The sequence below is a fragment of the Xanthomonas sp. MLO165 genome, assembly GCF_018831305.1.
Classification (GTDB): domain Bacteria; phylum Pseudomonadota; class Gammaproteobacteria; order Xanthomonadales; family Xanthomonadaceae; genus Xanthomonas; species Xanthomonas arboricola.
This window is the reverse complement of the sequence record NZ_CP029263.1, coordinates 2,588,793-2,602,338: the sequence shown is the minus strand read 5'-3', so window position 1 is coordinate 2,602,338 and position 13,546 is coordinate 2,588,793. Positions and strand designations below refer to the sequence as shown.

The window sequence follows — 13,546 nt, the reverse complement described above, 5'->3', positions numbered from 1 at the left end:
CGCTCGCAAGAGCGTGATGGATCGGCCCGGGCTTGCCCGGGCCGATTCCGATGTGTCAGTCGAAAAAAGCAAGTCTTCCCATGACCAAGTCCGAATTGATTGAAATCCTGGCGCGACGTCAAGCGCATCTGAAGGCGGACGACGTGGATCTGGCAGTCAAATCGCTGCTGGAAATGATGGGGCAGGCGCTCTCCGATGGTGATCGGATCGAAATCCGCGGGTTCGGCAGCTTCTCGCTGCATTACCGCCCGCCACGTCTTGGCCGTAATCCGAAGACCGGCGAGTCGGTCGCGTTGCCGGGCAAGCATGTTCCGCATTTCAAGCCTGGCAAGGAATTGCGCGAGCGTGTCAGCTCCGTGGTCCCGGTCGATCTGCTGGATGCGGCTGACTGAGGTCATTCTGCCGCTGCGTTTATGTCGGCTCGGTTAAGCTAAGCCTCTTTTGACGGAGTCTGGCCATGAAGGTGTTTCGCTTGCTGGTGATGTTGGCCTTCCTGCTGGTCGGTCTGATCATCGGTGCGGTCAATTCCCAGGACGTCACTCTCGACTTCCTTTTCTCTAGTGTGCACACGACCTCCGGAATCGCGATCATCGTCGCGCTGCTGGTCGGTGTGTTGATCGGCGCCGGCATGGTGCTGGTCAGTGTGGTCATTCCCCTCTATTCCAAACTGCGCCAGGCCAACAAGGCGGTTGCAGTCAGTCGCGCCGACGCCAGGCCCATTGCGCCTGCCGCAGTCGAGCCGCGCCCCTTTGATGGACTGTAAGCGCGTATGGACTTTCTGACCGAGTGGATCTGGTTCTTCCTGTTCGTGCCGTTGGCAGCGCTGGGGGGCTGGGTCGTTGGCCGCCGCGGTGGTCAACGCCACGGCGATACCCAGGTCAGTCGCCTGTCCAGCACCTACTTTCGTGGCTTGAACTATCTGCTCAACGAGCAGCCGGACAAGGCGATCGAGCTGTTTCTGCATATCGCCGAACTGGACAAGGAAACCTTCGAGACCCAGGTCGCGTTGGGGCATTTGTTCCGCCGTCGCGGTGAGGTCGACCGCGCGATCCGGCTGCATCAGGGCCTGGTGCAACGCGCCGACCTGACCGATCAGCAGCGGGTGCAGGCCTTGCTGGCGCTGGGCGAGGACTACATGAAGTCCGGCCTGCTGGATCGCGCCGAGACCGTGTTCACCGAACTGGCGCAACTGGATCAGCGTGCGCCGCAGGCGCTGCGTCACCTGATCGGCATCTATCAGGCCGAGCGCGACTGGGAAAAGGCGATCGACAACGCCACCCGTTACGAAGAAGTCACCGGCGAGCCGATGGGCAAGCTGATTTCGCAATTCGAGTGCGAGCTGGCCGACCGCTATCGTGGCCTGAGCAAGCCCGACGAAGCATTGCAGGCGATCGCGCGCGCCTACCAGGCCGATGGCACCTCGGTGCGCGCCGGCATTCTGGAGGGACGCATCGAAGCCGAGCGCGGACACGACGAAGCGGCAGTGCGCGCGTTCGAGCGCGCTGCGCGGCACGATCCGGAATACCTGCCGGAGATCATTCCCGCATTGATGGCGGCCTATCGCCGGGTCGGCGATATCGCCGGCGCACGTAATTTCCTGTCCGAGATGACCGAGCACTATCGCGGCATCGCCCCGGTGCTGGCATTGACCCAGTTGATGGAAGCCCAGGACGGTGTGGCACCTGCGTTGGCCTACCTGGGCCGCCAGCTCAAGGACCGGCCCTCGGTCCGCGGCGAATCGGCGTTGATCGACCTGACCCTGGCCGAAGGCAGCGACCCGGTCGGCACCTTGCAGGACCTCAAGCACATCACCGACCAGTTGCTGGTGCGCAACCCGAGTTACCGCTGCACCCGCTGCGGCTTCGGCGCCAAGACCCATCACTGGCAATGCCCGAGTTGCAAGGAATGGGGCACGGTCAAGCCGCTGTTGAACTACGCGGTGGTCTGATGCCGCAGGCCTGGCTGTGGTGGTGTCTGTTGCACCTGACGGTCGCGGCACTGGGAACCTGGTTGTTGCGACGTTACGCGCTGCATCGGCGGCTGCTCGATCATCCGGGTGAACGCCGCAGCCATGTGGTCGCGACCCCACGTGGCGGTGGCATGGCAATCGTGGCGGCGCTGCTGTCCGGGTGCGTGGCAGCCGGCGTGATCTGGCCGGCTGCAGGCCCGATTCTTGGTTGGTTCGCGGCCGGGCTGGTGCTGGTGGCTGGCGTGGGTTGGTGGGACGACCATCGTCCGCTCTCGGCCAGGCTGCGTTTTGCGATCCACCTATTGGCGTCGGTCATGCTGGGCTGGCTGGTCAGCCATTACACCGGCAGGCTCTGGGATGGCGTGCTCACCGCCATGGCGTCGGTAGTGTTGATCAACGTCTGGAACTTCATGGACGGCATCAACGGCCTGGCCAGCAGCCAGGCGGCCCTGGCCGCGCTGGCGTTTGCTGCGGTCTTGCCTGGTGCCTGGGCGTGGGCCGGTCTTGCCGTCGCCGCGTCCTGCCTGGGATTTTTGCCGTTCAACTTTCCGCGTGCGCGCATCTTTCTGGGTGATGGCGGCAGTGGTGCGTTGGGATATGTGCTGGCTGCGCTGCTGGCGCTGACGGTGGCCAGCGGCCAGGTGAGCTGGTGGATCAGTTGGTTGCCACTGACAGCATTTCTTGTAGACGCCGGCTTCACGCTGCTGTCTCGCATGCTCGCCGGGCAACGGTGGTGGGAGCCACACGCCCAACATCTCTATCAGCGTCTGGCACGCAGGCTTGAGACGCACGTTCCGGTAACCGGTATTTATTTCGCTTTCAGCGTCGCCGTCGTCTGCTTGTATGTGTTACTTCGTCATGATGCAACTTGGCTGCAGGTATCCGGAGCCCTGGTATGGGGACTGGGTGCCACCGCAATCTGGCACTTCCTGCGCGATGGATTGCGCAATTCCTGAGTAACGGACTTTTATGATTTCCTGGCGTGACCGTTTGACCAAGGCCCTGCCGCAAGCAGCGGTGGTGCTGCATGACCTGTTGATGGTGTGGGTGTGCTGGCAGTTGCTGCATGCAGGCCGCTACTCCATGCTGCGCGAGGCTCCCGATCTGCCGTTATGGGATTGGCGCACCGCGGTGGTCCTGGTCGCGCAAGGCCTGGTGTTCTGGAAGATGGGCTTATATCGCGGGCTGTGGCGATTCGCCTCGGTGCCGGACCTGTGGAACATCTTCAAGTCGAGTTTTCTCGGCTTGGTCGCGATCGTGCTGGCGCTGTCCTATGACCGCCTGGACGGAGTGCCGCTGTCGGTGCTGGTGGTTTATCCCTTTGCCCTTTCGGCGCTGCTGGGCACGCCGCGGCTGCTGTATCGCGCCTGGAAGGATTACCAGATCGCCCACTCCGGCGATGCTGCGCAACGCGTCTTGATCCTTGGCGCAGGCCGTGCCGCCGAAGGTCTGGTCCGTGATCTGCGCCGCACCGGTGCATTCGTGCCGGTCGGGTATCTGGACGATGCCAACAATCTGCATGGCGCCAAGATCCAGGGCCTGAATGTGCTGGGCAACCTGGACCAGGCTGCAGCCATCGCCAAGGAGACGGCGGCCAAACTGCTGGTCATCGCGATCCCGTCGCTGGATGCCTCGGGCATGCAGCGCGTGGTGGCCATCTGCGAAAGTACCGGGCTGCCGTTCCGCATGGTGCCCAAGCTGATCAACGTGCTGGAAGGGCGCTCGTTGCCAGGCGAACTGAAAGAAGTCGCGATCGAGGACCTGCTCAACCGCAAGCCGGTTACCCCGGATTGGCGCCTGATTCGCGACTGGTTGACCAACAAGACAGTGATGGTGACCGGCGCGGGTGGTTCGATCGGGTCGGAAGTGTGCCGCCAGTGCGCCCGGCACGGTGCGCGCCGCATCGTGCTGCTGGAGATCGATGAGCTGGCGTTGCTGACCGTTGATTCGGACCTGCGTCGGTTGTTCCCCGATATCGAGGTGGTGCGCGTGCTTGGCGATTGCGGCGACCCGGCGGTGGTCGCGCATGCCTTGAACACCGCGTTGCCGGATGCCGTCTTTCATGCCGCCGCCTACAAGCAGGTACCGCTGCTGGAAGAGCAGTTGCGCGAGGCGGTACGCAACAACGTGCTGGCCACCGAAAACGTGGCGCGCGCCTGCCAGCGCGCACGCATCGAGACCTTCGTCTTCATCTCCACCGACAAGGCGGTCGAGCCGGTCAACGTGCTGGGCGCGAGCAAGCGTTACGCGGAGATGATCTGCCAGAGCCTGGACGCGCGCGATGCGCCAACGCGCTTCATCACCGTGCGTTTCGGCAACGTGCTGGATTCGGCCGGCAGCGTGGTGCCGTTGTTCCGCGAGCAGATCCGCCAGGGTGGCCCGGTCACGGTGACGCATCCGGATGTGACGCGTTACTTCATGACCATTCCGGAAGCCTGCCAGCTGGTGGTGCAGGCCGCGGCCTCTGCCTCGCATGGCGCGATCTATACATTGGACATGGGTGAGCCGGTGCCGATCCGCCTGCTCGCCGAGCAGATGATCCGTCTTGCCGGCAAGCAACCCGGCAAGGATGTGGCGATCCTCTATACCGGTCTGCGTCCGGGCGAGAAGCTGCACGAAACCCTGTTCTATTCCGACGAAGACTATCGCCCCACCGCGCATCCCAAGATTCTGGAAGCCGGTGTGCGCGAGTTCTCGCACGAGCAGGTGTTGCAGCTGGTGACGCGCTTGCGTGAGGCGGTTAACCGTTACGACATCAAGGCGATGGAGACTGTGCTGGGCAGTCTGATGCCGGATTTTGCGGCTGCTCGACGGAAAGTCGACGCGCGATCTGATACGGTCGTTCCATTCCCCGCACGTGAGGTCAGAAGACTTTAATGAGCAAGCGTATTCGCAAGGCCGTATTCCCCGTCGCAGGTCTTGGGACCCGCTTTCTTCCGGCAACCAAGACGGTGCCGAAGGAAATGCTGCCAATCATCGACAAACCTTTGATCCAGTACGCCGTCGACGAGGCCATCCAGGCCGGTTGCGACACGCTGATCTTCGTGACCAATCGCTACAAGCACTCGATCGCCGACTACTTCGACAAGGCCTACGAACTGGAGCAAAAACTCGAGCGCGCCGGCAAGCTCGAACAGCTGGAGCTGGTGCGGCATGCCTTGCCGGAAGGCGTGCGCGCCATTTTCGTGACGCAGGCCGAAGCGCTCGGTTTGGGTCACGCCGTGCTGTGTGCCAAGGCCGTGGTCGGCGACGAGCCGTTTGCGGTGTTGCTGCCGGACGACCTGATCTGGAACCGGGGTGCCGGTGCGCTGACCCAAATGGCCGATGTGGCCGAAGCCTCGGGCGGCAGCGTCATCGCCGTGGAGGATGTGCCACACGACAAGACCGCCAGCTACGGCATCGTGGCCACCGATGCGTTTGATGGTCGCAAGGGGCGCATCAACGCCATCGTCGAAAAGCCCAAGCCGGAAGTGGCACCGAGCAATCTGGCCGTGGTCGGCCGGTATGTGCTCAACCCGAAGATCTTCGAACTGCTCGAAGAGACCGGCGCCGGTGCCGGTGGCGAAATCCAGCTGACCGATGCGATTGCCGGACTGCTGCAGCAGGAAACCGTCGACGCCTATCGCTTCGAAGGCCGTCGCTTCGATTGCGGCGCGCATATCGGTCTGATCGAGGCTACCGTGCATTTCGCGCTCGAGCACGAAAAGCATGGCGGGCCGGCCAAGGAAATCCTGCGCACTGCATTGGCCGAGGCCGACGCGCGCGGCTGATTGCCTGGCCATCGCCTGCATCCACGAACGACGCCATCCGGCGTCGTTCGTCGTTTGGGGACTCGCTGGGCGGGAATGCCGTACCGCTGGCTGATCGACACGTCAGGCGGCTTTGCCAGCGCGGCACGCTGGTGCAAGTCCGTGGTACGTGCCTGCGGCTAGAATCCTCGGCATGAGCCAGCCTGCCGAATCCAGCGAACTGATCAACGTGGTGGCCTTGCTGGGCGCTGCCGTGGTCGCCATCCCGGTGTTCCGACGTCTGGGCCTGGGCTCGGTGCTGGGTTACCTGGCTGCGGGTCTGGCGATCGGTCCGTTCGGCCTGGGCCTGTTTGATGACCCGCAGGCGATCCTGCACGTGGCCGAGTTGGGCGTGGTGATGTTCCTGTTCGTGATCGGGCTGGAAATGCGGCCATCACACCTGTGGAGCCTGCGCAAGGAGATCTTCGGCCTGGGGACGCTGCAGATCGCAGTGTGCGCGCTGGTGCTGACCGGCATCGGCCTGTTGCTCGGCTTCGCGCCGCCGGTGGCATTCGTGGCCGCATCCGGTTTCGTGCTGACCTCCACGGCGGTGGTGATGCAGTTGCTGGCAGAGCGGGGCGATGTCGCCTTGCCGCCGGGCCAGAAGATCGTGGCGATCCTGTTGTTCGAGGACCTGTTGATCGTGCCGCTGCTGGCGATCGTGGCCTGGATGGGCGCCAATGGCGACCCGCAGGCGGCGACGCAGCGCTGGCAGGACATCGGCATCGGTCTGGCCTGCATCGTTGGCCTGGTGGTGGCGGGGCGCTGGCTGCTCAATCCCTTGTTCCGCATCCTGGCCGCGTCCAAGGCGCGCGAGGTGATGACAGCGGCGGCCTTGCTGGTAGTGCTGGGCGCGGCGCTGCTGATGCAGGTCGGTGGGCTGTCGATGGCGATGGGCGCGTTTCTGGCCGGTGTGCTGCTGTCCGAATCCACCTTCCGGCATCAGATCGAGGCGGATATCGAGCCGTTCCGCGGCATCCTGCTGGGGCTGTTCTTCCTGGGCGTCGGCATGAGCCTGGACCTGCATGTGGTTGCGGCCGACTGGCGGCTGATCGTGGCCGGTGTGCTGGCCCTGATGCTCGGCAAGGGCGCGTGCATCTACGCGGTGGCGCGGCTGATGCGCAGCGACCATCGCCAGGCGCTGGATCGGGGCGTGCTGATGGCGCAGGGCGGCGAGTTCGCCTTCGTGCTGTTCGCGGCGGCATCGACATCCGGCGTCATCGACGCACAGGTCAACGCCAGCCTGACCGCGATCGTGGTGTTGTCGATGGCGCTGACGCCGCTGTTCGTGCTGCTGCAGCGACGGCTGACGCCGGCCGCCCAGCCGTCGCTGGAAGGCGTGGAAGCCGTCAATGGCCAGACCGGCAGCGTGCTGATCATCGGGTTCGGGCGCTTCGGGCAGGTTGCCAGCCAGTCGCTGCTGGCGCGCGATGTGGATGTGACCATCATCGATAACGACATCGAGATGATCCAGAGCGCGGAACAGTTCGGCTTCAAGATCTACTACGGCGACGGCACCCGGCTCGATGTGCTGCATGCCTCCGGTGCGCACAGCGCACGCGCGATCGCGGTGTGCATCGACAACCGCGAGGCGGCCAATCGCATCGTCGAGCTGGCAACGCGCGAGTTCCCGCACGCCAGGTTGCTGGTGCGCTCGTTCGACCGTGAGCATTCGTTGCAGTTGGTCGCCGCCGGGGTGGACTACCAGATTCGCGAGACCTTTGAGTCGGCGGTGGCGTTCGGGCAGGCGGCCCTGGTCGAGCTGGGCGTGGACGAGGACGAGGCGGTCACCATCGCGCGCGAGATCCGGCGTCGCGATGCCGAGCGGTTCGAACTGGAAATTGCGGCCGGCAACACGCGTGCCGGCGCCGTGGCAGGGCTGATGTACGGCAATCTCACGCCGACCGTGCCCAAGCCCACGCCGTTCACCCCGCCGCGGCGGGAGAGCCGCACGCTCAATCCCGATGCGGTGCCGCAGGCCACTCAGCCCGAAGCCGTGACCCGCGACTGAGTCGTGCGTGGCTGGCGAGCACCGAAGCGGGTTCGGCGCTGGGATTGCCTCGGCTGGTCGAGAAAAAAAACCTGGGGTGATAGAGCGGCCGGCACCAAGCTGCCGGCCTGAGCTGACAAGTCGACCGGCTCAGCCGTGCCGGCGTTGAGCGGCCGCGAAGGCTTCCAGTTGCTCGGGCGTGGCGTCTTTCTGGTGCTGCTGTTTCCAGTCAGCAAACGGCATGCCGTAGACCGCTTCGCGCGCCTGCTCCTTGCTCATCGGCTGGCCGTGCGCTTCGGCGGCTTCGCGGTACCAGTCGCCCAGGCAGTTGCGGCAGAAGCCGGCCAGGATCATCAGATCGATGTTCTGCACATCCGGGCGCTGCTGGTTGAGATGCTGCAACAGACGGCGAAATGCGGCCGCTTCGATGGACGTGGCGATGGAATCGGGTGTCGAGGTGGTGTCGGTCATGACGGAATCGGGGACAATAGACGGCCTTCGACTCTACACCTGACGCCCCATGACCGTTTCCGCGCCAGCTGCCTCTGCTCCGGCCCGCCTTCTCGATGGTCGCCGCATCGCCGAGGAACTGCTCGACGGGCTGAAGCTGCGCGTGGATGCGCGCTTGGCCGCCGGCAAGACACGCCCCGGGCTGGCGGTGGTGCTGGTCGGCGGGGATCCGGCTTCGTCGGTGTATGTGCGCAACAAGCGGCGTGCCGCGGAAAAGGTTGGCATCGAGGCCTTCGATTACGATTTGCCGCAGGGCACCAGCGAGGCCGAACTGGCGCGGCTGATCGATCAGCTCAATGCCGACCCCAAGATCCACGGCATCCTGATCCAGCTGCCGCTGCCGGGCATCCCCGATGCCAATCGCCTGATCCAACGCATCGATCCGCGCAAGGACGTCGACGGCTTCCATCCGCAGAATGTCGGGCACCTGGCGCTGCGCGAGTTCGGCCTGCGTCCGTGCACGCCGCGCGGCATCGTGACCTTGCTGGGGCACACCGATCAGCCGGTGCGCGGCCGCAACGCGACCATCGTGGGCGTGAGCAATCACGTCGGCCGGCCGATGGGCCTGGAGCTGCTGATCGCCGGTTGCACGGTCACCAGCTGCCACAAGTTCACCCCGCCCGAGGTGCTGGAAGCCAGCGTGCGCAATGCCGACATCCTGGTGGTGGCAGTCGGTCGTCCGGGCCTGATTCCGGGCGAATGGGTCAAGCCAGGCGCAGTGGTGATCGATGTCGGCATCAATCGGCTGGACGACGGTCGCCTGGTCGGCGATGTCGGTTTCGACGCAGCGGTGCAACGTGCGGCCTGGATCACGCCGGTGCCGGGTGGAGTCGGCCCGATGACGGTCGCCACGCTGATGCAGAACACGCTGGAAGCGGCCGACGCGGCTGGCTGAGGCGCGCGTAACGCTGCATTGCAGTCGCGTTGTGTCTTCGTGAAGGCTTTCAGGGTAAAATGCCGCGCTTCCCCAAACTCGGGTCCGCCGATGCTACGCATCCAGGCTGAAGCTCTCACCTACGACGACGTTTCCCTCGTCCCCGCTCATTCGATCGTCCTGCCCAAGGACGTCAGCCTGGAAACCCGGCTGACCCGCGATCTGCGCCTGAAACTGCCGATTCTCTCGGCCGCGATGGACACAGTGACCGAGCACCGCCTGGCGGTGGCCATGGCCCAGCTGGGCGGCATCGGCATCATCCACAAGAATCTGACCCCTGCGCAGCAGGCCGGCGAAGTTGCCCGGGTCAAGAAATTCGAATCCGGCGTCATCACCGAGCCGTTCACGGTGAGCCCGGACACGACCATCGGCGAGGTGCTCAAGCTGACCCGCGCGCGCAACATCTCCGGCGTGCCGGTGGTGGATGGCAGCGAACTGGTCGGCATCGTCACCAGCCGCGACATGCGCTTCGAGAAGAAGCTCGACGATCCGGTCCGCCACATCATGACCAAGAAGGATCGCCTGATCACCGTGCGCGAAGGCGCCAGTGACGAGGAAGTGCTGGAGCTGCTGCATCGCAACCGCATCGAAAAGATCCTGGTGGTCAACGACAGCTTCGAGCTGCGCGGCCTGATCACGGTCAAGGACATCCAGAAGAAGACCGACAACCCCAACGCGGCCAAGGACGGTTCCACGCGCCTGCTGGTCGGCGCGGCGGTCGGCGTGGGCGGCGACACCGAGCAGCGCATCGAACTGCTGGCGGCGGCCGGCGTGGACGTGGTCATCGTCGATACCGCGCACGGCCATTCGCAGGGCGTGATCGATCGCGTGGCCTGGGTCAAGAAGGCGTATCCGCAGCTGCAGGTGATCGGCGGCAACATCGTCACCGGCGATGCCGCGCTGGCACTGATGGACGCCGGTGCCGATGCGGTCAAGGTCGGCGTGGGCCCCGGGTCGATCTGCACCACGCGCGTGGTCGCCGGTGTCGGCGTGCCGCAGATCACCGCGGTGGACATGGTCGCCGAGGCGCTGCAGGACCGCATTCCGCTGATCGCCGATGGCGGCATCCGCTATTCGGGCGACATCGGCAAGGCGCTGGTCGCCGGCGCCTCCACGGTGATGGTCGGCGGCCTGTTCGCCGGCACCGAGGAAGCCCCGGGCGAGGTCGAGCTGTTCCAGGGCCGCAGCTACAAGAGCTACCGCGGCATGGGCAGCCTGGGCGCGATGGAGAAGGGGTCCAAGGACCGCTATTTCCAGGATTCCAGCGATGCCGACAAGCTGGTGCCGGAAGGCATCGAAGGGCGCGTGCCGTACCGCGGCCCGGTCGGTGGCATCGTCCATCAGCTGATCGGCGGCCTGCGCGCCACGATGGGCTATGTGGGCTGCGCGACCATCGAGGAAATGCGTACCAAGCCGAAGTTCGTCACCATCACCGGTGCCGGCCAGCGCGAAAGCCATGTCCACGACGTGCAGATCACCAAGGAACCGCCGAATTACCGCATGGGCTGATGCCTCTGCGTGAATGGGGAATCGGGAGTCGGGAATCGATGAACCAGCGTCTGCGCCGCTTTGCCCATTCCCGATTCCCCGTTCCCGATTCCCGGCGCCAATGACCAACATCCACAGCGACAAGATCCTCATTCTCGATTTCGGCGCGCAGTACACCCAGCTGATTGCGCGGCGTATCCGTGAGATCGGGGTGTATTGCGAGATCTGGGCCTGGGATCATGACCCGTCGGAGATCGCCAGTTTCGGCGCCAAGGGCATCATCCTGTCCGGTGGTCCAGAGTCGACCACCTTGCCGGGTGCGCCGGTCGCGCCGCAGGAAGTGTTCGACAGCGGCTTGCCGGTGTTCGGTATCTGCTACGGCATGCAGACGCTGGCTGCGCAGCTGGGTGGTGCGACCGAGGCCGCGGACCAGCGCGAATTCGGTCATGCCGAAGTCGATGTGGTGGCCGCCGATGCCTTGTTCGCAGGGCTGACCGATCATGCCGGCGCATCGCGTCTCAATGTGTGGATGAGCCACGGCGACCACGTGTCGCAGGTGCCGCCGGGCTTCACCGTCACCGCGGTGACCGACCGCATCCCGGTGGCGGCGATGTCCAACGAGGACAAGCGCTGGTACGGCGTGCAGTTCCATCCCGAGGTCACCCACACGTTGCAGGGCCAGACCTTGCTGCGCCGCTTCGTGGTCGATGTCTGCGGCTGCCAGACGCTGTGGACGGCGGCCAACATCATCGACGACCAGATCGCGCGCGTGCGCGAGCAGGTGGGCGATGACGAAGTGATCCTGGGCCTATCCGGCGGCGTCGATTCGTCGGTGGTCGCCGCGCTGTTGCACAAGGCGATCGGCGACAAGCTGACCTGCGTGTTTGTCGATACCGGCCTGCTGCGCTGGCAGGAAGGCGACCAGGTGATGGCGATGTTCGCCGAGCACATGGGCGTGAAGGTGATCCGCGTCAACGCGGCCGATCGTTACTTCGCCAAGCTCGAAGGCGTCAGCGACCCGGAAGCCAAGCGCAAGATCATCGGCAACCTGTTCGTGGATATCTTCGACGAGGAATCCAACAAGCTGGCCAACGCCAAGTGGCTGGCGCAGGGCACGATCTATCCGGACGTGATCGAGTCGGCCGGCAGCAAGACCGGCAAGGCACACGTGATCAAGAGTCACCATAACGTCGGTGGCCTGCCCGAGCACATGAAGTTGGGTCTGGTCGAGCCGTTGCGCGAATTGTTCAAGGACGAAGTGCGTCGTCTCGGTGTCGAACTCGGCCTGCCGCGCACGATGGTGTATCGCCATCCTTTCCCGGGCCCCGGCCTGGGTGTGCGCATCCTGGGCGAAGTGAAGCGCGAATATGCCGAACTGCTGGCCAAGGCCGATGCGATCTTCATCGACGAACTGCGCAAGGCCGATCTGTACGACAAGACCAGCCAGGCGTTTGCGGTGTTCCTGCCGGTCAAGTCGGTCGGTGTGGTCGGCGATGCACGCGCCTACGAATGGGTAATCGCACTGCGCGCGGTGGAGACCATCGACTTCATGACCGCGCACTGGGCGCACCTGCCGTACGATTTCCTCGGCACGGTGAGCAACCGCATCATCAACGAACTGCGCGGCGTCTCGCGCGTGGTCTACGACATCTCCGGCAAGCCGCCGGCGACGATCGAGTGGGAGTGACATCAGGTTTTCGGTGACTGTCGCCAGTCGTCGAAAAGATGACGCAAGTATCGATGATGGTGAAATAGACCGGGTGCGCATGCGCCCGGACCCCGCCGTTGGCGGGGGAGGGTGAGGCGTTCTGCACTCAGGTACGTTGGACCTTCGCGGATGATGGGATGCTGGTCTGCGCTCGTGCCGTTGCTGGATGCCAGGATCACCCTCTAGAAGCGCGGGCTGCATTGCGCCTTTGCGTCAAACAAGACCGCAGCGGGATACCCTGCGCTCGACGAAGCGTTTCGACCAGAGCCGCAGCCATGTCTGCACGATCAGTACGGCTTCGACACGCAGGATCGCCGTGCACCCCACGCGTCTTGCCCAACGCCTAAACCGCAGCGACACCACCGTCGACGAAAAGCTCATGGCCGGCGACAAAGCTGCTCTCGCTGGATGCCAGGAAGAGGACTGCCCGTGCTACCTCGTTCGGTTCGGCCAACCGCCCGAGCGGAACACTCTTGCTCAGCGCCTTTTCAACTTCGGGTTGCGAGTCGAGGTAGCTGCGTATCAGGCGCGTCTGCGTGCCACCAGGCGAGACGACGTTCACGCGGATGCCTCGCTCCTTGAGGTCAGTGGTCCAGCTTCGGGCAAACGAGCGCACCGCGGCCTTGCTGGCGTTGTAAAGAGACTGGCCTGGCAGACCCTTGCTGCCGGCGATGGAGCCGTTGAGGACGATAGCGCTGCCCGCAGTCATCAGCGGTAGCGCTTTTTGCACGGTGAACACCATGCCTTTCACATTGACGTCGAAGGTCGTGTCGAAATGCGTAGCGTCGATCGCGTCGAGGGGGACGACCTCGTAGATGCCCGCATTGGCGAACACGACATCGACCTTGTGGTGATCGCGTTGGATGCGTTCGTAAAGCCGCGCGACGTCGTCGGAATTGGTGACATCGCCTTGCACACCGACTGCTCCGTGGCCGATCTCCTTGACGGCCTCGGTAAGTGCGTCCTGCCGACGCCCGGTGATGTACACGTGCGCGCCTTCCATGGCGAACAGCTTCGCCGTTGACAGGCCGATGCCGTCGCTGCCCCCCGTGATCACCACCACTTTGTCCTCGAAACGGTTCGTCATTTGCCAGCGCCTTTTTCAAATATGGAGGATTGCTCCACTTATGATATGGAGGTAACCTCCACTTGACAAGAG

At 64.3% G+C, this 13,546-nt stretch carries 12 protein-coding genes; 10 read left to right on the top strand and 2 right to left on the bottom strand.

Features of this window, described 5'->3' with window-relative positions:
- Positions 1–80: 80 nt before the first annotated feature.
- From DGN21_RS10955 to DGN21_RS10925, 7 genes are all read left to right on the top strand, one after another.
- Positions 81–392 (top strand): integration host factor subunit beta, encoded by a 312-nt coding sequence (locus DGN21_RS10955; RefSeq protein WP_016903549.1) that lies wholly within the window; start codon positions 81–83, stop codon positions 390–392.
- Positions 393–457: 65 nt separating this feature from the next.
- Positions 458–763 (top strand): LapA family protein, encoded by a 306-nt coding sequence (locus DGN21_RS10950; RefSeq protein ID WP_024939214.1) that lies wholly within the window; start codon positions 458–460, stop codon positions 761–763.
- A gap of 6 nt (positions 764–769) precedes the next feature.
- Positions 770–1,948, top strand: a complete 1,179-nt coding sequence (lapB, locus tag DGN21_RS10945; RefSeq protein ID WP_016903547.1) for a lipopolysaccharide assembly protein LapB — start codon at positions 770–772, stop codon at positions 1,946–1,948.
- On the top strand, positions 1,948–2,925 hold the full coding sequence (locus DGN21_RS10940; RefSeq protein WP_104568392.1) for a glycosyltransferase family 4 protein: 978 nt from the start codon (positions 1,948–1,950) through the stop codon (positions 2,923–2,925). Before lapB ends, DGN21_RS10940 begins: the two co-directional genes overlap by 1 nt.
- 13 nt (positions 2,926–2,938) lie before the next feature.
- The gene (locus DGN21_RS10935) at positions 2,939–4,846 is read left to right on the top strand and encodes a nucleoside-diphosphate sugar epimerase/dehydratase (RefSeq protein WP_024939212.1); all 1,908 of its coding nucleotides are present in this window, start codon (positions 2,939–2,941) and stop codon (positions 4,844–4,846) included.
- A complete protein-coding gene (gene galU / locus DGN21_RS10930; protein ID WP_016903544.1) occupies positions 4,846–5,739 on the top strand; it encodes a UTP--glucose-1-phosphate uridylyltransferase GalU in 894 nt (297 codons plus the stop codon). Before DGN21_RS10935 ends, galU begins: the two co-directional genes overlap by 1 nt.
- A gap of 172 nt (positions 5,740–5,911) precedes the next feature.
- Entirely contained in the window at positions 5,912–7,768 is a 1,857-nt protein-coding gene (locus tag DGN21_RS10925) for a monovalent cation:proton antiporter-2 (CPA2) family protein (RefSeq protein WP_215824924.1), read from the top strand.
- A 129-nt stretch (positions 7,769–7,897) separates the two neighbouring features.
- On the opposite strand, the gene DGN21_RS10920 is transcribed toward DGN21_RS10925, so the two are convergent.
- Complete coding sequence (locus tag DGN21_RS10920; RefSeq protein WP_184613815.1) at positions 7,898–8,218, bottom strand: DUF1244 domain-containing protein; 321 nt, start codon at positions 8,216–8,218, stop codon at positions 7,898–7,900.
- A 49-nt stretch (positions 8,219–8,267) separates the two neighbouring features.
- On the opposite strand from DGN21_RS10920, the gene folD reads away from it, so the two are divergent.
- The 3 genes from folD (at position 8,268) to guaA (ending at position 12,366) form a co-directional block, all read left to right on the top strand.
- Positions 8,268–9,152: a bifunctional methylenetetrahydrofolate dehydrogenase/methenyltetrahydrofolate cyclohydrolase FolD gene (folD, locus tag DGN21_RS10915; protein ID WP_039521785.1), complete on the top strand. Its 885-nt coding sequence runs from the start codon at positions 8,268–8,270 to the stop codon at positions 9,150–9,152.
- A 90-nt stretch (positions 9,153–9,242) separates the two neighbouring features.
- Entirely contained in the window at positions 9,243–10,700 is a 1,458-nt protein-coding gene (gene guaB / locus DGN21_RS10910; RefSeq protein WP_016903541.1) for an IMP dehydrogenase, read from the top strand.
- A 100-nt stretch (positions 10,701–10,800) separates the two neighbouring features.
- Positions 10,801–12,366 carry a glutamine-hydrolyzing GMP synthase gene (gene guaA, locus DGN21_RS10905; RefSeq protein WP_160954527.1) on the top strand — a complete coding sequence of 522 codons (1,566 nt, stop codon included), beginning with the start codon at positions 10,801–10,803 and terminating at the stop codon, positions 12,364–12,366.
- 364 nt (positions 12,367–12,730) lie between these two features.
- Here guaA and DGN21_RS10900 read toward each other — a convergent pair whose 3' ends face one another.
- Complete coding sequence (locus DGN21_RS10900; RefSeq protein WP_215824923.1) at positions 12,731–13,474, bottom strand: glucose 1-dehydrogenase; 744 nt, start codon at positions 13,472–13,474, stop codon at positions 12,731–12,733.
- Between the last annotated feature and the right edge of the window lie 72 nt (positions 13,475–13,546).